This window comes from Leisingera sp. G5_S3_59_S7 (assembly GCF_054968485.1).
In genome coordinates, this window is record NZ_JBQKUH010000056.1 from 1 (window position 1) to 19,306 (window position 19,306).

Genomic DNA, 19,306 nt, shown 5'->3' on the forward strand with positions numbered 1-19,306 from the left:
TCGCGCAATCATACCCCAGCTTCTGCAGCTGACGCGCAGAGTCCGGCGTCATCGCAACGCGCGACTCTCCAGCCGCCAACTCCCTTGGCGTTCCAATAAGCACTTCAATGTCCTCCCTTTTCGCTGAAGCGTCCGGCAAACCGGCTGCCTGCGATTGGGAAGAAGTATTTGGATGTTTTACTTAGTAGTCAATATTTTTGTCAGCTCATATTTTTGCAGTTTAAAAACAGCCTATTATCTGCACTCAACACACCTTCACGGTATTTTTTTTGACTTACAGCTAAAAAAATATTTGACATGCCGCGCCCTCCTCCACAGTCTTTGAGGCAGGGAGGACACCATGAACACCCAATCGCTCAGCACAGGCACAGCCTGGGCGGAGACCGGGGATTTGCGCGCCCTGATGATGCGCGCAGCCGGGATCCGCGACGCCCACTGGGGCCGCACGGTCACCTATTCGCGCAAGGCCTTTGTGCCTTTGACCAACATGTGCCGCGACACCTGCGGCTACTGCACCTTCGTCAAGCATCCGGAGTCTCCGGAGGCCAATATCATGACGCCGGAGCAGGTGCTGGCCACCGCACAGAAGGGTGAGCGCGAGGGCTGCAAGGAACTCCTCTTCAGCCTCGGTGAAAAGCCGGAACTGCGTTATGAGAAGGCCCGCAAGGGGCTGGAAAAGCTCGGCTATTCCCGCCTGACCGATTACCTGCGCGACATGTGCGAGCTGGTGCTGACGGAAACCAGCCTGCTGCCGCATGTGAACGCGGGCACCCTCACCGATGACGAGATCGACGTGCTGCGCCCGGTCTCCGCCTCGATGGGGATGATGCTGGAAACCGTGAGCCGCCGCCTGACCCGCAAGGGCCAGCCGCATTATGCCTGCCCCGACAAGGTGCCGGTGCAGCGGCTGCGCACGCTGGAGCGCGCAGGCGAGAAACAGGTGCCCTTCACCACCGGCCTGCTGATCGGCATTGGCGAAACATTTGCCGAGCGGATCGAGGCGCTGCACGCCATCAACAACGCCCACGCCCGCCACGGCCACATCCAGGAAGTGATCATCCAGAACTTCCAGCGCAAGCCGGATATCGAGATGGCGAACCACCCGGAACCGGCGCTGGAGGACATGCTGCGCACCATCGCCGCCGCCCGCATCATCCTGGCACCGGAGATCAGCCTGCAGGCGCCGCCGAACCTCAGCGCCCGCCACATCGCCTATCTGGAGGCAGGCATCAACGACTGGGGCGGCATTTCGCCCGTGACCATCGACTTCATCAACCCGCAGCACGAATGGCCGGAGATCCGAGCGCTGGCAAGCTCCTGCACCGGGGCCGGTTTTGACCTGCGCGAGCGGCTCACCGTTTACCCCCGCTACCTGACCGGGGACAGCGGCTTCATCAACCCCGGCGTGCTGGCCCGTGCGGCCGGCATGGCCCAGGAAAACGGCCTCGCCCGCGATCAGCGCCACATCGGAGAGACAGCATGACCATCCAGCACCCCGCCGAGAATTTTGCCGCGGTCCCGGCTGCCGTCGGCGCCGCCTCCGCCCCGGTCCGCGCCATTCTGGAGATGGCGCTGGAGGGCGGCGAAGTGTCCGAAGCCGAAGGCGTCGAGCTGTTCCGCGCCACCGGCGCTGACGCCGAGGCCGTCTATGCCGTGGCCGACGAGCTGCGCCGCCGCGCCAATGGCGACCGCGTCTCCTTTGTGGTGAACCGCAACATCAACTTCACCAACATCTGCTATATGGGCTGCCGCTTCTGCGGTTTTGCCAAGCGCAGCGAGGACAAGGACGCCGAGTGGCTGGAGCCCGAACAGATCGTCGAGCGCGCGCAGGAGGCCTGGGACCGCGGTGCGACCGAGGTCTGCATCCAGGGCGGCCTGCATCCCAAGATGGAGGGAACCTACTACCGCGACATTATCCGCGCCATCAAGGCAGCGCTGCCGGACATGCATATCCATGCCTTCTCGCCGTTTGAGATCTGGTATGGCGCGTCCAAGACCAAGATGTCCTATCACGACTTCCTGGCGGATCTGAAAGACGCCGGTCTCGGCTCGATGCCCGGCACCGCGGCGGAGATCCTGGATACCGAAGTGCGGATGCAGCTGACCAAGAACAAGCTGAGCGCCGAAAAATGGGTGGAGATCATCCGCGCCGCGCATGAGGTCGGCATCCCCACCACCGCCACCATCATGTACGGCCATATCGACGGGCCTGAGCACTGGGCCGCGCACATCAGGCTACTGCGCGACATCCAGAAGGATACCGGCGGCTTCACCGAGCTGGTGCCGCTCTCCTTTGTGCATACCGAATCGCCGCTTTGGTCGCAGAACCCGGACAAAGTGCGCCCCGGCCCGACTGCGCTGGAGGTGGACCTGATGCACGCGGTGTCGCGCATCATGCTGCACGGCTGGATCGACAATATCCAAGTGAGCTGGACCAAGCTGGGCGCGGCGCGGGCACAGCAGATGCTGTCACGCGGGGTCAACGACCTGGGCGGCACGCTGATGAACGAAAGCATCTCGCGCTCGGCCGGGTCTGCCCACGGGCAGGAGATCACAGCGCGCGAACTGACAGAGATCATCCGCGCCGCGGGCCGGGTGCCGGTGCGCCGCAACACCATTTACGAGATCCGCGACGTCTATGTCGATCACGATCCCGAGGTGATCGCGCCACTGGTGGACCGTCAGGGCAGCGACCCGCTGGCGTTTCTGGAAATGTTCCCCGAACGCGGGCCCAAGCTGGAGGCGGCAGAATGAGCGCGCAGAAGCATAAGGTCACCCTGCTGGCGGGTGGCGTCGGCGGTGCCAAGATGGCCGAGGGCCTGGCCGCGCTGCCGGATGTGGCGCTGTCGGTGATCGGCAATGTGGCGGATGACGATGAGTTTCACGGCCTCTGGGTCTCGCCCGATATCGACACGCTGACTTACAGCCTGGGTGATGTGATCGACCGCAACCAGGGCTGGGGCGTGGCGGATGAGGGCCACCGGGCGCTGGAGACGCTGAACAAGCTGGGCGCGGACACCTGGATGTCGCTGGGCGACCGCGACTTTGGCCTGCACATCTACCGCACCATGCGCCGCCTGCAGGGCGACCGGCCCAGCGATATCGCCCGCGACGTGGCGCGCGCCTTTGGGGTGCGGGCGGAGATCCTGCTGCCGACAGATAATAAGGTGCAGACACGGGTGCGCACCGATGCGGGCTGGCTGAGCTTCCAGGAGTATTTCGTGCGCGAACGCTGCGCCCCGGACGTGCGGGAGCTGGCCTTTGACGGGCTGGCGCAGGCCCGCCCCGCGCCAGAGGCGCTGGCGGCGATCCGGCAGGCGGATTTGATCGTGATTGCGCCCTCCAACCCGCTGGTCAGCATTGCCCCCATTCTGGGCGTGCCGGGCATCACCGCGGCGCTGCGCGCGGCGCGTGCGCAGAAGGTTGCTGTCAGCCCGTTCATCGGCGGCAAGGTGGTCAAGGGCCCGGCCGACCGCATGATGGCGGCGCTGGGGGAACGGGCCGATGCGGCCGGTGTGGCTGCGCGGTACCGCGGGCTGGCCGATACGCTGGTGATCGACCACGCGGACGCCGGGCTGGCGGGCGAAATCCGCGCGATGGGGCTGGCGCCGGTCTGCAGCGACATTCTGATGAAGACCCAGGACGATAAGGCCCGCCTTGCACGCGAAGTTGCGGATCTGGGCCTTGCCCGCACAAACCGGGAGACGGCGGCATGAGCGCGGCGGTGAAATGCAGCAAGCGGCTGGCGGTGATCCCGATGAAGGACCCCTCCAGGGCCAAGACGCGGTTGAGCATGGCGCTGGCGCCGCGGGACCGCGAAGCGCTGGCCCGGGGGCTGTTCCGCTCCACCATCACGCGGCTGCAGGAGGCGGTTGCCATGCTGCCCGAAGGCGCCGCCGACATTGCCGTGGTGTCCAACAGCCCGGTGATTGCGCGGATCGCGCGCCAGGCCGGGCTGATCTGCATCGACGACAACGACCCCGGCACCCTGTCGCTGGCGGTGGAGGCAGCAGCGGATTGGGCAACGGCCAAAGGGTATGAGGCACTGTGCGTGCTGCCGGGCGATCTGGCGGACCCGTCGCCGGACGATCTGGCCCAGCTTCTGGCCTATCCGCTGGACGGCACCCGCGCGGTGCTGTGCCCGGCGACCGACCTTGGCACCAACGCGCTTTTGGTGCCGCTGCCCTGCCCCTTTGCCTTTGCCTACGGGCAGAAGTCGCTGATCGCCCACCGGCGTGCGGCAGAAATTGCGGGCCTTTGCCCGGTGGTGCTGCCGCTGGACAGCCTGCGTATTGATGTCGACACCGCCGAGGATCTCAGCTGCCTGCTGGCGCAGGACCCGCAGGCGCTGGTGCGGGAGGGCGCGCGATGAGTCTGTCCGTCTCCCTCACCGCCGTGCCCGGCGTGCCGGATATCCGGAACGGCGACGATCTGGGCGCGATCCTGGGTGATTGCCTGGAGCAGGCCGGGCTTGGCCTGCAGGACGGCGATATCCTGTGCATCGCGCAGAAGGTGTTCTCCAAGGCCGAGGACTGCATCATCCCGCTGGCCTCGGTCACGCCCTCGGACGAGGCCGTCAAATACGGCGAGGAGCTGAACAAGGACCCGCGCAAGGTGGAGATCGTCCTGCGCGAAAGCACCCGGGTGGTGCGCGCCTTCCGCCGCCCGGATCAGAACACCGGCACGATGATCTGCGAACACCGGCTGGGTTTCATCTCCGCCAATGCCGCGGTGGATGAGTCGAACTTCGGCGAGGAGGACGCGGCGATGGTGCTGCCGCGCGACCCCGACGCCAGCTGCGAGCGTTTGCGCACGTCGCTGGCCGCCCGCTTCGGCGCGCAGATCGGCGTGGTGATGACCGACACCTTCGGCCGCCCCTGGCGGCTGGGCCAGATCAACGTGGCCATCGGGCTGAGCAAGGTCCCGGCCACCATTCAGGAGCAGGGCAACCTGGATGCCTGGGGGCGGCCCTTGCAGGTGACCGAACCGGCGCTGGCCGATGAAATCTCCGCCGCCTCCGGTCTGGTGGTGCGCAAGAACGGAAAAACACCGGCGGTGCTGCTGCGCGGGCTCGACTGGCAGCCCGCCGACAGCCGCGGCGCCGACATACTCAGAAAAAAACAGGAGGATATGTTCAGATGAAGATCGCAATCATTGGCGGCACCGGGCCGCAGGGCCAGGGGCTGGCGCTGCGCTTTGCCCGCGCAGGGATCGCCGTGGCACTGGGTTCGCGCGATGGCGAGCGCAGCGCCGGCATCGCGGCAGACCTGATGGCAAAGCTGCCGGAAGGCGCCGCACCGATCGAAGGGCTGGACAATGCTGGCGCCACCGCGGCGGCGGATGAAATGGTCATCCTCGCGGTGCCGTTTTCTGCCCACAACGCCACGCTGGAGGCGCTGAAGCCGCAGCTGGAAGGCAAGATCCTGGTCGACATCGTGGTGCCGCTGAAGGAAGGCGACCCCAAGAAGGTTGAAATGCCGCCAGAAGGCTCCGCCACCGAGGCCGCGCAGGCGCTGCTGGGTGACGACATTCCGGTGATCGGCGCGCTGCACAACGTGTCGGCGACCACGCTCAACAACCTCGACTGGCCGATCAACTGCGACATCCTGGTCTGCGGCAACAGCCTGCCTGCCCGCAAGAAGGTGATTGAGCTGGTCGGCGCGCTGGATGTTCAGGCCTACAACGCCGGCGACGCCGAGGCCGCCCGCTGCATCGAGGCGATCACCCCGATCCTGATCCGCCAGAACATTTCCAAGGCGGTGCCCTTCACCCATGCGGGCATCCGCATCTGGGCCCCCGAACACTAAGATTCCAACAGGGAGAAAACACACATGGAATTCGGTATTTGCTTCAAGGGCTTCGTTGAGCCCGAACGCGCCCGCGCACTGGTCCGCCAGGCGGAAAACGCAGGCTTTGCCTACTGCTGGTTCTACGACAGCCACATCCTGTGGCGCGAAAGCTTTGTCGCGATGGCGATGTGCATGGAGCACACCACCAAGATGCGCTTCGGCCCGCTGGTGACCAACCCGAACTCGCGCGAGTGGTCGGTGGCAGCCTCGCTGTTCGGCTCGCTGGCGAAACAGTCCGGCGGACGTTTCGACATCGGCCTGGGCCGCGGGGACAGCGCCGTGCGGGTGATGGGCAAGAAGCCGTCGACCATCAAGCGGATGGAAGAATTCACCCACGTCGTGAAGTCGCTGATCCGCGGCGAGGAAGTGCAGTACGGCGAATGCCCCGAGCCGGTGAAATTCCCCTGGGCCCAGGGCTACGAACTGCCGGTCTGGATCGGCGCATATGGTCCCAAGGCCCTGGCCTCGGCCGGCAAGGTCGGTGACGGCGTGGTACTGCAGATCGCCGAACCCAAGATCATCAAATGGCTGGCCGATCAGGCCAAGGCCGGCGGCGAGGCCGAAGGCCGCGACATGTCGAACTACCGCGTGATGGCGGCAGCGCCCGCGCATACCGGCCCGATCGAGGAAGGCATCGAGAAGACCAAGTGGTTCCCCGCCATGGTCGGCAACCATGTCGCTGACATCGTTGAGAAATACGGCACCGACGGCGATCACGTCCCCACCAGCCTGACCGACTACATCAAGAACCGCAAGGGCTACGACTATTCCAAGCACGGCCAGAGCGATAACCCGTACCTGGACTTCATCACCGAAGACATCGTCAAGAGCTTCTGCGTGCTGGGCACCCCGGACGAACATATCGCCAAGATCCGCGATCTGCAGGATGCCGGCACCACCCAGTTCAACATCTATCTCGACAGCGGCGACGAAGAGAAAATCATCGCCGACTATGGCGAGAAGATCATCCCGGCCTTCCGCTGAACTGCACCGGGCCCCGGCCCGGAAACGGCACCGTCCGGACAAATCTCCCCGCGGACGGTGCCTATTGGCGGGCGGCTCTGGCTGCCCGCTCATTTGCCCCACGGGGCGGCCCGCCCGCAGCCGCACGTTGATTTGAACCGGCCTTTTGCGCGCGACCGCTGGCAACAGCCTTTGACTTGTGCCAATAGGGCGCCAGATAGACATTTTTATAGGTGGCGGAATTTACATGGCGCGCATGGCAGCTGAAAAGCCGAAGACCCGGATTCAGCGGAAAAAGACTGAACAAATCCTGGCCTCCGCGCTGGAGGTTTTTGCCCAGCACGGATCTTCCGGCGCGTCGATCAACCTGATTGCCAAGAACGCCGGGCTGACCACGCCGAACCTGCTGTATTATTTCGAAAGCAAGGACGCGATCCGCAAGGAGCTTCTGGCCCGCACCCTTCAGCTGTGGATGGCGCCGCTGAACATGCTGAGCCCGCATGGCGACCCGATCGACGAAATCTGCCAGTACATCCGCCGCAAGCTGGAAATCTCGCGGAATTTCCCAAAGGAAAGCAAGTTCTTCGCCAATGAGATCCTGAGCGGCCTGCCGCAGTCGCGCAGCGAGATCTTCGGCCCGCTGAAGGAGCTGTACAACACCAAGATCACTGTGCTGGAGGACTGGATGCGCGAGGGCCGGATTGCAACCGTCGATCCGCACCATCTGCTGTATTCGATCTGGGCCACCACCCAGCACTACGCCGATTTCGACGTCCAGATCGAGGAAATCGCCCCCGCCAAGGCACAGGACCGCTATGCCGAGGCTGAGGTGTTCCTGCTGGAGATGTACCGGAAACTTCTGGCGGTCGAGGCCGGCTGACGGCCGCTGACCGCCCCGCGGTCACGGAATCCGCGCCCGGTCGATGAATTTGCGCAGCGCAAAGCGCGACCGCACCACGCGGATGCCGGAGATGCGCAGCAATTTGGTCTGCAGGAACGTCTCGAATTCCTCCAGGCTTTCCACCACGATTTCCAAGAGAAAGTCCTGCGCGCCGGTCATCAGCGTGCCGGTCACCACTTCCTCGAACTGAGCAATCTTCTTCTGGAAGCTGGCGATCTCGTCCGCGTCCTGGCGCTCCAGCTCCACCGACACAAAGGCGGTGATGCCAAACCCCGCCGCCTTGCGGTCGATGCGGGCGTTGTAGCCGGAAATCAGGCCGCTTTCCTCCAGCCGCTGCAGGCGCCGCTTGCAGGGCGTCTGGGACAGGCCGACTCGGGCCGCCAGCTGCACCAGGGGAATCCGCCCGTCATCACGCAGCGCGCGAAGTATCTCCCGATCAACTGAATCTGTAGCGAAAACCACCATAAATTTTGCGTTTCCGAGTAAATTTCCTCTGATTTTCGCACCAGTACCCCCATATTCGTTATTTTTCAACCATGCGGTTTTGCTAAGCTGTCGGGACAGGCACTGCGCCGCGCGCATTCTTCCGCGCGCCGCCTGGGGGCGCTCAGAACAAAGAGGTACCGCATGAGTGATGACTTTCCGCCGCTATCGCTGAACGTGCCGGAACCGGGCTGCCGTCCGGGCGACACACCTGATTTCTCGGACTTCGAAATTCCGCGCGCCGGGGCCGTCAAACGCCCGCCGGTTGATGCGGACCCCGACTCGATCCGCGACATGGCGTTTTCCATTGTCCGGGTGCTGAACAAGGACGGCGAGGCGGTTGGCGACTGGGCCGGCGCGCTGAGCCCTGACGAGCTGCGCGAGGGCCTGCGGCACATGCTGACCCTGCGCACGTTTGACGCGCGGATGCTGAATGCGCAGCGCCAGGGGAAAACCAGCTTTTACATGCAGCATCTGGGCGAAGAGGCCGTGTCCTGCGCCTTTTCCCGTGCGCTGAGGCCGGGCGACATGAACTTCCCGACCTACCGCCAGGCCGGGCTGCTGATCGCGGGCGGCTATCCGATGCTGACCATGATGAACCAGATCTATTCCAACGCCGACGACCCGCTGCACGGGCGCCAGCTGCCGATCATGTATTCCTCCAAGGAACACGGGTTCTTTTCGATTTCCGGCAATCTGGGCACCCAGTTCGTGCAATCGGTCGGCTGGGCAATGGCCTCGGCCATTTCGGGCGACACCAAGATCGCCACCGGCTGGATCGGCGACGGCTCCACGGCTGAGAGCGATTTTCACGCCGCCATGGTTTTTGCCTCCACCTACAAGGCGCCGGTGGTCTTGAACATCGTCAACAACCAATGGGCAATTTCCACCTTCCAGGGCATTGCCCGCGGCGGCGTCGGCACCTTTGCCGCCCGCGGCCACGGCTTTGGCATCGCCTCGATCCGGGTGGACGGCAACGACTACCTGGCCGTGCACGCAGTGGCGAAATGGGCCTGCGAACGCGCCCGCCTGGGGCATGGCCCGACCCTGATCGAACATGTCACCTACCGCGCGGGCGGCCATTCCACCAGCGACGACCCCTCCGCCTACCGCTCCCGGCGCGAGGCTGCGGCCTGGCCCCTGGGCGATCCCATCGAGCGGCTGAAGACCCATCTCATCACCATTGGCGAGTGGAGCGAGGACCGCCACACCCAGGCTGAGGCGGAAATTCTGGACGGCGTCATCGCCACCCAGAAGCAGGCCGAGGCGATCGGCACATTGGGCGGCGGCAAGACCCCCAGCCCGCGCGACATGTTCGAAGGCGTTTATGAAACCATGCCGCCGCATCTGATCCGGCAGCGCCAGGAAGCGGGGTACTGAGATGGCCAGCATGACCATGATCGAGGCCATCCGCGAGGCCCATGACGTGGCGATGGCGGCAGACGACCGCGTCGTCGTCTTTGGCGAGGATGTGGGATTTTTCGGCGGCGTCTTCCGCTGCACCGCGGGATTGCAGGAGAAATACGGAAAATCACGCTGCTTTGACGCGCCGATCAACGAATCCGGCATCGTCGGCACCGCCATCGGCATGGCGGCTTACGGGCTGAAGCCGGTGATCGAGATCCAGTTCGCCGATTATGTCTATCCGGCCTATGACCAGATCGTCTCTGAGGCGGCGCGCCTGCGGCACCGCTCCAACGCCGATTTCACCTGCCCGCTGGTGATCCGCATGCCCACCGGCGGCGGCATCTTCGGCGGCCAGACCCACAGCCAGAGCCCGGAGGCGCTGTTCACGCATGTGTCGGGGCTGAAGGTGGTGGTGCCCTCCAATCCGCGCGACGCCAAGGGGCTGTTGCTGGCCGCCATCGAGGACCCGGATCCGGTGATCTTTCTGGAGCCGAAGCGGCTTTATAACGGCCCCTTCGACGGCTACCACGACCGCCCCGTCACCAGCTGGAAATCCCACCCCAAGGGCGACGTGCCGGAGGGCGCAGAGACCGTGCCGCTGGGCAAGGCCAGCATCACCCGCGAGGGTGCGGACGTCACGGTTCTGGCCTATGGCACCATGGTCTATGTGGCGGAAGCTGCGGCAGAGGCCGCCGGAGTCGACGCCGAGGTGATCGACCTGCGCACCCTGCTGCCCCTTGATCTGGAGACAATCACCGCATCCGTTGAAAAGACCGGCCGCTGCGTGATCGTGCATGAGGCGACGCGCACCTCCGGGTTCGGCGCCGAACTGATGAGCCTGGTGCAGGAAAACTGCTTTTACCACCTGGAGGCGCCGATCATCCGCGTCACCGGCTGGGACACGCCCTATCCGCACGCGCAGGAATGGGAATATTTCCCCGGCCCCGCCCGGGTCGGCGAGGCATTGAAAAAAGTGATGGAGGGCTGACCGGATGGGTGTGTTTGCCATGCGTCTTCCCGATGTAGGGGAAGGCATTGCCGAGGCGGAGCTGACCGAGTGGCACGTCAAGCCCGGCGACATCGTGCGCGAGGACGATATCCTGGCGGCCGTGATGACCGACAAGGCCGCGGTCGAGGTGCCCTCGGCGGTGTCCGGCAAGGTGCTGGAGCTGGGCGGCGAGATCGGCCAAATGATGGCGATCGGCTCGGTGCTGATCCGCATCGAGGTGGAGGGAGAGGGCAACGAATCCGCCGATGCCGCCGCACAGGCGGAACCGGCCCCGCAGCCCAAGGCTGAGACACGCCCCGAAGCGGGCGCTGCCGCGGCGGAACAGCCTGCGCCGGCCCCGGAACCGGCAGCGCCCGTTCCCCCTGCCGCGCCCGCCGCTCCGGTGCCGCGCGCAAATGGCACCAAACCGCTGGCCTCGCCGTCGGTGCGGGCCCGCGCCCGGGAGGAAGGCGTCGATTTGCGCCAGGTCCCCGGCAGCGGCCCGGCCGGGCGCATCAGCCATGAAGATCTGGACAGCTGGATCGCCTCCGGCGGCATCCAGCAGGGCAGCGTGACCCGCGGCCGCAACACCGGCGTCGAGGAAGTCCGCGTTGTCGGCATGCGCCGCAAGATCGCGGAGAAGATGGCGCTGTCGAAACGGCAGATCCCGCATATCACCATCGTCGAAGAGGTGGAGATGGGCGCACTGGAGGACCTGCGCGCGGCGCTGAACAAGAAGCACGAGGGCGAGCGGCCCAAGCTGACCCTGCTGCCGTTCCTGATGCGCGCGATCGTCGAGGCGGTGCGGGAGCAGCCTGCGCTGAATGCGCGGTTCGACGATGAGGCAGGTGTGATCCACCGCCACGGCGGTGTGCATATCGGCGTCGCGACCCAGACCCCTCAGGGGCTCAACGTGCCGGTGCTGCACCATGCGGAGGCAAACAGCCTGTGGGACAACGCAGGCGAGCTTGCCCGCCTGGCCGAGGCCGCCCGCGACGGCTCGATCCAGCGCGCAGAGCTGACCGGCGGCACCATCACCATCACTTCGCTGGGGCCGCTTGGCGCGATTGCCACCACGCCGATCATCAACCACCCCGAAGTGGCCATCGTCGGGGTGAACAAGATGCAGATCCGCCCGGTCTGGGACGGCCAGCAGTTCCGGCCGCGCAAGATGATGAACATCTCCTGCTCCTTCGATCACCGGGTGATCGACGGCTGGGACGCGGCGGTCTTTGTGCAGAAACTGAAATCCCTGCTGGAAAATCCGGCCATGCTGTTTGTCGAGGGCTGAATGACTGATCTGAAGTGTAAATTGCTGATCATCGGCGCAGGCCCCGGCGGCTATGTCTGCGCCATCCGGGCCGGGCAGCTGGGGATCGACACCATCGTGGTGGACGAGGCCCAGCCCGGCGGCACCTGCCTGAACGTCGGCTGCATCCCCTCCAAGGCGCTGATCCATGCCGCCGACGAATTTCACAAGATCGCCCATGCCTCCGAGGGGCCGCTTGGCATCTCTGCAGGCAGCCCGCAGATCGACCTCGCCCGGACTGTCGCGTGGAAGGACGGCATCGTCTCGCGCCTGACCACCGGTGTAAGCGGGCTGATGCGCAAAGCCGGCGTGCGTCTGGTCCAGGGCCGCGCCCGGTTCCTGGATGGCAAGACCGTCTCTGTCAAACGCGGTGACGAAGAGGACCAGATCCGGGCCGAGTTCGTGGTGATCGCCTCCGGCTCCGCCCCGGTCGAGCTGCCCCCGCTGCCGTTCGGCGGTGATATCCTGTCCTCAACAGAGGCGCTGGCATTGCACGCCGTGCCCGGCAGCCTCGCCGTGGTCGGCGCAGGCTATATCGGGCTGGAGCTGGGCACCGCCTTTGCCAAGCTCGGCACCAAGGTCACCGTGGTCGAGGCCGAAGACCGCATCCTGCCGCTCTACGATCAGGCCCTGACCCGGCCGGTTGCCAAGCGGCTGGACACCCTGGGCGTCAAGGTGATGACCGGCGCCAGAGCCGAAGGTTTCGCCGATGGCGTTCTGACCACCAGCCAGGGCGGGGTTCAGGCAGAGAAAGTCCTGGTCACCGTCGGCCGCCGCCCGCGCACCGAAGGCATCGGCGTTGATGAGCTGGCGCTGACCCTGAACGGCCCCTACATCCGGATCGACAAGACCTGCCAGACCTCGATGCGGGGCATTTACGCCATCGGCGACGTCACCGGCGAGCCGATGCTGGCGCACCGCGCTATGGCCCAGGGGGAGATGGTGGCCGAGCATATCGCGGGCCACGCGGTCGAATGGGACAAGCGCGCGATCCCTGCCGTCTGTTTCACCGACCCCGAGATTGTCACCTGCGGCGCCCTGCCGGGCGAAGTGGAGGGCAGCAGCAGCGCCGAATTCCCCTTTGCCGCCAATGGCCGCGCCATGACGACAGAGCGCGAGGACGGCTTCATCCGCGTCGTCTGGCGCGATGCCGATCAGGCGGTGCTGGGGATTCAGGCCGTTGGGTCCGGTGTCTCCGAACTGTCGGCGGCGTTCTCGCTCGCCATCGAAATGGGCGCCTGCCTGCAGGACATCGCCGCGACCATCCACGCGCACCCGACCCAGTCGGAAGGCCTCCAGGAAGCGTGCCTGCGCGCGCTGGGTCACGCGCTGCACATCTGAAAGCAGCAGGCCGTCCGTTTCAGTTGCGGACCGGGCGGCCAGATAACTTGACAAAAGAACTAAGGTTAATTATGCGTCCGGACGCGCCTGAACCGGGCGCCCTTCAGCGAGACGCTCCGCGCCCTTGGCGCGGCACACAGTCCAGCCATCGACGGATCAACATCCCGGCGCAGTTCCTGTCCGCGCCGCAGGCTGGAGTGAATTGTGAAGCTGGCTTTGATATTTCCGGACGCGCGCGCCCGGCTCGGCGCATACCTGCTGCTGGCCGCAGCGGTGCTTGCCCCCGCGGCCAGCGCGGCGGAACCTTTCCCGGCGGTAATCGAACACCGCTACGGCGCCACAATTGTGCCCGCCAAACCGCAGCGCATCGTCTCGCTCAGCTACATCGGCCATGATTTCCTGCTGGCGCTGGGGGAAACGCCCTATGCTCTGCGCAAGTGGTTCGGCGACCACCCCTATGGTGTCTGGCCCTGGGCGCAGGCGGCCCTGGGCGATGCCAGGCCCATCGTCCTGCAGGGCCAGATCGACATCGAGCGGATCGCCGCCCTGGAACCGGACCTGATCACCGGCCAATGGTCCGGCATGAGCGAACGCGAATATGCGCTGCTGTCGCAAATCGCACCCACCATCCCGCCCAAGGCCGCCCACGGCAGCTACGGCTCCCCCTGGCAGGTCATGCTGCGCACCCTGGGCACGGCAACCGGAAACGCTGCCAAGGCCGACCGGATCATCTCCCGGATCGAGGGCCGCTTTGCCGCCATCCGCGCCGCCCACCCCGAGTGGCAGGGCGCAAGCGCCGTCATGGTCTCTGCCACCCGGACCGGCGCCTATTCCGCAACCGACATCCGCGGACAGTTCCTGGCCGCCCTGGGCTTCAAAGTGCCTGAGGTATCCGACCCGTTCACCCCCGCGAACAGCTACTATGCCCTGGTTCCTGAGGAGGATCTCTCTCCCATCGACACCGATGTGCTGATCTGGATCGACGCCGGCGGGTCCGTTCAGCGGCTCAAGCGCCTGCCCCTGCGCCATACCCTGCGCGCTTACCGGGAGGGGCGGGAGATCTATGCCGGGCGCCTGCTGTCCTCGGCGCTGTCCCATTCCAGCCCCTTGAGCCTGGACACCGCGCTGGATCAGCTGGTGCCGCTGCTGGAGGCCGCCCTGGATGGTGACCCGGCCACGCCCGTGTCCAGCATGGCCAAGGCCGGTCTGCTGCCGGAGGGACAATGACATGAGCATCTCTGCCGTTGCCATCTCCCCGGCCCGGCTTGCCGCCAGCCTGCGCGGTCTCAGGCTCGCCGGAGCCCTGCTGGGGCTGGTGCTGCTGTCAGCCGCCGCGCTCCGCTTTGGCTTCCGGCCCGCCGGCTGGGAGACTGTCTGGACCGCGCTGACAGCTTATGACCCCAATGATGCCGCCCATATCGTGATCCGCGACATGCGCCTGCCGCGGCTGGCCGGAGCCGTGCTTGCAGGCGCCGCGCTTGGCATCTCCGGCGCGCTGATCCAGGGCATGACCCGCAACCCGCTGGCCGATCCGGGCCTGCTGGGCATCAACGGCGGCGCCGCGCTCGGGGTGGTCATCTGCATCCTGGGCTTCGGCATCACAGATCCGGCAGCCTTTGTCTGGGTGGCGCTTGGCGGCGCGCTGGCGGCCTCGGTGCTGGTGTTCCTGCTGGGCGGCGGCAGCCGCGCCAACCCGCTGCGGCTGGTGCTGGCGGGCGCGGCGCTCAGCGCCCTGATCCTCGCCCTCACCCGGGCGCTGCTGCTGGTCAGCTCGCAAACGCTGGATGTCTTCCGCTTCTGGGTGCTGGGCGGGTTTGACGGTATTCAGACGGCGACCCTTTATACGCTGCTGCCCTTTCTAAGCTTGGGCGCAGCGCTTGCCGCCGTGGCGGCCAGCGGGCTGAACGCCTTACAGCTGGGCGAGGACACCGCCAAGGGGCTGGGCGTGCGCACCGGGCTGGCGCGGACCACCGCCGGGATTGCCATCGTGCTCCTGTGCGGCGCCACCGTGGCGATGGCCGGGCCGATCGCCTTTGCCGGGCTGATCGTGCCGCATCTGGCCCGCTGGGCCGCCGGGCCGGACATGTGCTGGACGCTGGCCTTTTCTGCAGTGTTCGGGGCGCTGCTGCTGATCGCCGCCGATCTGGCCGGGCGCCTGCCGCTGTTCGGCGGCAACATGCAGGCGGGCGTGATGACCGCGCTGATCGGCGGGCCGGTGCTGATCTGGATGGTGCGCCGGAACGGAGTGCGCAGCCTATGACCTGGACCCTCCGCTTCGCTGCCCTGTCGGTGCAGGTATCACGCCGGGCGCTGCTGGCCGGTCTCTGCCTGATGCCCGTGCTGCTGACCGCCGCCCTGTTGGCGGTTCTGACCGGCAGCTACCCCCTCAGCGGCAGCCAGATGGCCGCGGTGCTGCGCGGCGAGGGCACTAGCATCGAGCAGATGATCCTGCTGGACCACCGGCTGCCGCGGATTGCCGCCGCGCTTGGCGCCGGCGCTGCCTTTGGCCTGGCAGGCGCGATGTTCCAGACGATGCTGCGCAACCCGCTTGCCTCGCCGGATGTGATCGGCTTCAACGCCGGCGCCAGCTGCGGCGCCCTGGCCGCGGTGATCCTGACCGGCGGCATGATGCTGCCCGGCGCCCTTGCCGGCGCCACGCTGGCCGCAGCGCTGGTCATCCTGCTGAGCTGGAAGGACGGCCTGGCCCCGGGCCGCCTCATCCTGACCGGTATCGGCGCCAGCCTGGCGCTGACTGCCGCTGCGGATCTGCTGATCAGCCGCATCGACCCGCCGACCGCGTCCGACATGATCGGCTGGCTCACCGGCTCGCTGCACAGCCGCAGCTGGACGGACGCGGCGCGGGTCTGGGCCGGACTGGCGCTGCTGGCGCCGGTGCTGTGGCAGCTGCATTTCCCGCTGGCGCGGCTGGCGATGGAGGACGGCATCGCAACCGGCCTGGGGCTGCCCGTCTCCCGCCTGCGGCTGGCGGTGACCGGTGCCGGTATTCTCCTGACCGCGCTGGCGGTGACCGCCGCCGGTCCCCTGCCCTTTGTCGCCTTTGCCGCTGGCCCGATCGCTCGCCGCCTGATCCCTGGCGGCAGGCCTGCGCTGCTGGCCGCCGCCGCAGCCGGGGCGCTGATGACCCTGCTGGCCGACACCGCCGCCCGCATGGTGCCGGGGGTGCAGCTGCCCGCCGGCGTCTTTACCGCGCTCATCGGCGCCCCGGTGCTGCTGTGGCTTCTGCTGGCGCATTTTCGCAAAGGAACGCTCTGATGCCTGACACCGCCCGCCTGCGGGCCGAGGATCTCTCGGCCGGCTATGCCGGAACGCCCGTGCTGGACAGCCTGACCGCTGCCATTCCCGATGGCGGGCTGACCGCCATTGTCGGCCCCAACGCCTGCGGCAAATCCACCCTGCTCAGGACCCTGGCCCGGCTGCAGCCCGCCGGCCGCGGCCAGGCGGTGCTGGACGGCAAGGCGATCCACCGGCAAAGCAGCCGCTCAGTCGCGCAGCGCCTGGCGATCCTGCCGCAAACCCCGTCCGCGCCCGATGGGCTGACGGTGCGCGACCTGGTGGCACGCGGCCGCACCCCTTATCAGTCGGCGCTGCGGCAATGGTCGCGGCAGGACGCGGAGGCGGTCGCCCGGGCGCTGGACCTCACCAACATGGCCGGGCACGGGGCCAGACCGCTGGAGGCACTGTCGGGCGGGCAGCGCCAGCGGGCCTGGATCGCCATGGCGCTGGCGCAGGAAACCGGCATCCTGCTGCTGGACGAGCCCACGACCTACCTGGACCTGCCGCACCAGATTGAGCTGCTGAAGCTGGTGCAGAGGCTCAACCGCGAAACCGGCCGCACCGTGGCAATGGTGCTGCACGACATCAACCTGGCCGCCCGCTTTGCCAGCCACATGATCGCGCTCAAGGACGGGCGGGTGTTCTGCCAGGGCTCGCCATCCGAGGTGGTGACGGAAGCGGTCATGAAGTCCGTCTTTGCGCTGCCCTGCCGGATCATCGCCGATCCGGTGCATGGCACCCCGCATGTCATCCCCGAATGAACGAGGCCGCCATGACCATCCGCCCCGCTTTCCCGCTGCAGGCAAACGCCGGACTGCCTGAGCTGCCCTTTGCCGCCGTCCGCCAGGCCATCATTGCCATGGCGCAGGAGCATGAGCTGCCGGTGATTGAAAACAGCGCCGTTGCAGTGACGGTGGAAATCACAGGCTTCGGTCACTACAGCTTTGCCGCCCGGGACGGCGGCACAGCGATCCGCGTTTCGGCAGCCATGCCGGACCGGCTGCACATGCTGAAGGACGGCATCGCCAGCCACCTGGACGAGATCCGGCCCGGTGCCTCCAAGGCCCTGCGCTGGCCGGACGCCGCCGCTGGCGCGCTGCCGCCCAACGTCCATTTCACCACGGTCCAGTCGGTTACGCCAATCGGAAACGCCTTTCTGCGTGTTCAGGTCAAATCCCCGGATCTCGCCAGCTTTCAGGACGATGCCATCCACTTCCGCCTGCTGCTGCCGCCCCCGGACTGTGCCGCGCCGGAATGGCCCCGGCTGTCGGAAACCGGCGCCACTGTCTGGCCCGGGGGAGAGGCCGCGCTGCACCGTCCGGTCTACACCACCCGCCGGATCAGCCATGAGGCCGGGCTGATGGAGTTCGATATCTTCCTGCACGACGGGGGCCGCGCCACCGAATGGGCGCGCCGGGCCCGCCCCGGGGACCGGCTCGCCATTGCAGGTCCCGGCGGCGGCGGCATTCCCGCGGCCTCGAACATCCTGCTCTACGCCGACGAAACCGCCCTGCCCGCCGCGGCCCGCATCCTGGAAAGCCTGCCGCAGAACAGCGCGGGCGAGGCCGTTCTGCTGAGCAACGAAGGAGAAGGCTGCGGCTACCCAGTGACCGCGCCAGAGGGCGTCACGCTGACCTGGCTGCGCCGCGAGGACAAACACAGCCTGGCAGACCGGGCGCTGGCGGCGCGCAAGCACGCGCCCGGCCATTACCTGTGGTTCGCCTGCGAGAAGGCCGAAGTTCAGCGCCTGCGCGCAGCGCTTCGGCAGGACAAACCCGCCCCCGGAACCAGCTATATCGCCGCATATTGGAGCCAATCATGACCAACCGCGCCCATGCGGCCGTTGCCGCAGTGTTTCTGACCGCCCCGCTGTTTGCAGGTCCGGTTGCCGCGCAGGAATCGCCCGCGGCACCGGTGCCGCAAATCGCCGCCGAGGCCCCGGCGGTATCCTCGCCTGTCACCCCAGCGGCACACGCAGTGGACGTCCCGGCAGCCGCCGCGCCTGCGGCCCCGTCCGGCACTGACGCTGCTTTGACTGAACCCGCCGATGATGTGCCGGCGGCACAGGCGCTGCCGCCCGCCGAACCGCTGACCCGGCAGGAGGAACTGGCGCAGACCGCCCGCGATGCCGCTGCCAAGGCGGTGAAATTCCTGCGCGACGGCGGCCCGTCGATCTGGGCGATTGCGGCGCTGTCTGTAATCACCCTGGCGCTGATCCTGTGGAAAATCTGGCGCCTGGCGCTGATCGGCGCCTGGTCGCGCGGCAAGGCAGGCCGCGCGGTGGAGGCCTATGAACGCGGCGAAACCAGCGCCGCGCTGGCCATCGTCAAGGGGCGCATCGGCATCCGCTCCAGGGTGGTGGCCACGGCCCTGACCGCCCTCGCCACCCTGCCCGAGAACCGCGCCCGCGAGGAAACCGCCCGGGTGGCCAAGCTGCATCTGGGCAGTGCCGCCACCGGGCTGGGCGCGCTGGAGCTGATTGCCACCATCGCGCCGCTCCTGGGCCTGCTCGGCACCGTTCTGGGCATGATCGCCGCCTTCCAGGCGCTGCAGGCGGCAGGCTCTCGCGCCGATCCGGCGCTGCTGGCGGGCGGCATCTGGGAGGCGCTGCTGACCACCGCCGCGGGCATGGCGGTGGCAATCCCGGCCTCCGCCGCGCTCACCTGGTTCGAGGCGGTGATCAGCCGCATCCGCCGCGATATCGAAGACAGCGCCACCCGGCTGTTCGTGGCCGCCGCGCCTGCGGACCTGAAACTGGCGGCCGAGTGAGA

At 66.9% G+C, this 19,306-nt stretch carries 19 protein-coding genes; 18 read left to right on the plus strand and 1 reads right to left on the minus strand.

Annotated elements, in window-relative coordinates; all coding sequences use genetic code 11:
* The first annotated feature begins 340 nt into the window (after window positions 1-340).
* The 8 genes from cofG to ACTRWG_RS18745 all read left to right on the plus strand — a co-directional run bounded on the left by cofG (window position 341) and on the right by ACTRWG_RS18745 (window position 7,692).
* Window positions 341-1,483, plus strand: a complete 1,143-nt coding sequence (gene cofG, locus ACTRWG_RS18710) for a 7,8-didemethyl-8-hydroxy-5-deazariboflavin synthase CofG (RefSeq protein ID WP_027234028.1) — start codon at window positions 341-343, stop codon at window positions 1,481-1,483.
* Window positions 1,480-2,754, plus strand: coding sequence for a 5-amino-6-(D-ribitylamino)uracil--L-tyrosine 4-hydroxyphenyl transferase CofH (gene cofH, locus ACTRWG_RS18715; RefSeq protein ID WP_462829773.1), 1,275 nt, complete (start codon window positions 1,480-1,482; stop codon window positions 2,752-2,754). The genes cofG and cofH overlap by 4 nt, the downstream gene beginning before the upstream one ends.
* A complete protein-coding gene (gene cofD, locus ACTRWG_RS18720; RefSeq protein WP_027234026.1) occupies window positions 2,751-3,716 on the plus strand; it encodes a 2-phospho-L-lactate transferase in 966 nt (321 codons plus the stop codon). The genes cofH and cofD overlap by 4 nt, the downstream gene beginning before the upstream one ends.
* Window positions 3,713-4,372, plus strand: a complete 660-nt coding sequence (gene cofC, locus ACTRWG_RS18725; RefSeq protein ID WP_027234025.1) for a 2-phospho-L-lactate guanylyltransferase — start codon at window positions 3,713-3,715, stop codon at window positions 4,370-4,372. Before cofD ends, cofC begins: the two co-directional genes overlap by 4 nt.
* The gene (gene cofE, locus ACTRWG_RS18730; protein ID WP_027234024.1) at window positions 4,369-5,142 is read left to right on the plus strand and encodes a coenzyme F420-0:L-glutamate ligase; all 774 of its coding nucleotides are present in this window, start codon (window positions 4,369-4,371) and stop codon (window positions 5,140-5,142) included. The genes cofC and cofE overlap by 4 nt, the downstream gene beginning before the upstream one ends.
* The gene (gene npdG, locus ACTRWG_RS18735) at window positions 5,139-5,807 is read left to right on the plus strand and encodes an NADPH-dependent F420 reductase (protein WP_027234023.1); all 669 of its coding nucleotides are present in this window, start codon (window positions 5,139-5,141) and stop codon (window positions 5,805-5,807) included. Before cofE ends, npdG begins: the two co-directional genes overlap by 4 nt.
* 24 nt (window positions 5,808-5,831) lie before the next feature.
* Entirely contained in the window at window positions 5,832-6,833 is a 1,002-nt protein-coding gene (locus ACTRWG_RS18740; RefSeq protein WP_027234022.1) for a TIGR03842 family LLM class F420-dependent oxidoreductase, read from the plus strand.
* Between the two features lie 226 nt (window positions 6,834-7,059).
* Entirely contained in the window at window positions 7,060-7,692 is a 633-nt protein-coding gene (locus ACTRWG_RS18745; RefSeq protein WP_027234021.1) for a TetR family transcriptional regulator C-terminal domain-containing protein, read from the plus strand.
* A 21-nt stretch (window positions 7,693-7,713) separates the two neighbouring features.
* Here ACTRWG_RS18745 and ACTRWG_RS18750 read toward each other — a convergent pair whose 3' ends face one another.
* Entirely contained in the window at window positions 7,714-8,178 is a 465-nt protein-coding gene (locus ACTRWG_RS18750) for an Lrp/AsnC family transcriptional regulator (RefSeq protein WP_027234020.1), read from the minus strand.
* Between the two features lie 162 nt (window positions 8,179-8,340).
* Here ACTRWG_RS18750 and ACTRWG_RS18755 point away from each other — a divergent pair, with 162 nt between their 5' ends.
* The 10 genes from ACTRWG_RS18755 to ACTRWG_RS18800 all read left to right on the plus strand — a co-directional run bounded on the left by ACTRWG_RS18755 (window position 8,341) and on the right by ACTRWG_RS18800 (window position 19,304).
* Complete coding sequence (locus ACTRWG_RS18755; protein ID WP_027234019.1) at window positions 8,341-9,576, plus strand: 3-methyl-2-oxobutanoate dehydrogenase (2-methylpropanoyl-transferring) subunit alpha; 1,236 nt, start codon at window positions 8,341-8,343, stop codon at window positions 9,574-9,576.
* A gap of 1 nt (window position 9,577) precedes the next feature.
* Window positions 9,578-10,591, plus strand: a complete 1,014-nt coding sequence (locus tag ACTRWG_RS18760; protein WP_027234018.1) for an alpha-ketoacid dehydrogenase subunit beta — start codon at window positions 9,578-9,580, stop codon at window positions 10,589-10,591.
* A gap of 4 nt (window positions 10,592-10,595) precedes the next feature.
* Window positions 10,596-11,882: a dihydrolipoamide acetyltransferase family protein gene (locus ACTRWG_RS18765; protein ID WP_027234017.1), complete on the plus strand. Its 1,287-nt coding sequence runs from the start codon at window positions 10,596-10,598 to the stop codon at window positions 11,880-11,882.
* The gene (lpdA, locus tag ACTRWG_RS18770) at window positions 11,883-13,241 is read left to right on the plus strand and encodes a dihydrolipoyl dehydrogenase (RefSeq protein WP_462829774.1); all 1,359 of its coding nucleotides are present in this window, start codon (window positions 11,883-11,885) and stop codon (window positions 13,239-13,241) included.
* Window positions 13,242-13,445: 204 nt separating this feature from the next.
* Window positions 13,446-14,468, plus strand: a complete 1,023-nt coding sequence (locus tag ACTRWG_RS18775; protein WP_462829775.1) for an ABC transporter substrate-binding protein — start codon at window positions 13,446-13,448, stop codon at window positions 14,466-14,468.
* A gap of 1 nt (window position 14,469) precedes the next feature.
* Window positions 14,470-15,501 carry a FecCD family ABC transporter permease gene (locus ACTRWG_RS18780; protein WP_462829776.1) on the plus strand — a complete coding sequence of 344 codons (1,032 nt, stop codon included), beginning with the start codon at window positions 14,470-14,472 and terminating at the stop codon, window positions 15,499-15,501.
* Entirely contained in the window at window positions 15,498-16,514 is a 1,017-nt protein-coding gene (locus tag ACTRWG_RS18785) for a FecCD family ABC transporter permease (protein ID WP_462829777.1), read from the plus strand. The genes ACTRWG_RS18780 and ACTRWG_RS18785 overlap by 4 nt, the downstream gene beginning before the upstream one ends.
* Window positions 16,514-17,296 (plus strand): ABC transporter ATP-binding protein, encoded by a 783-nt coding sequence (locus ACTRWG_RS18790; protein ID WP_462829778.1) that lies wholly within the window; start codon window positions 16,514-16,516, stop codon window positions 17,294-17,296. The genes ACTRWG_RS18785 and ACTRWG_RS18790 overlap by 1 nt, the downstream gene beginning before the upstream one ends.
* Window positions 17,293-18,357 carry a siderophore-interacting protein gene (locus ACTRWG_RS18795; RefSeq protein ID WP_245597321.1) on the plus strand — a complete coding sequence of 355 codons (1,065 nt, stop codon included), beginning with the start codon at window positions 17,293-17,295 and terminating at the stop codon, window positions 18,355-18,357. Before ACTRWG_RS18790 ends, ACTRWG_RS18795 begins: the two co-directional genes overlap by 4 nt.
* Complete coding sequence (locus tag ACTRWG_RS18800) at window positions 18,354-19,304, plus strand: MotA/TolQ/ExbB proton channel family protein (protein ID WP_027234010.1); 951 nt, start codon at window positions 18,354-18,356, stop codon at window positions 19,302-19,304. Before ACTRWG_RS18795 ends, ACTRWG_RS18800 begins: the two co-directional genes overlap by 4 nt.
* The last annotated feature ends 2 nt before the right edge of the window (window positions 19,305-19,306 follow it).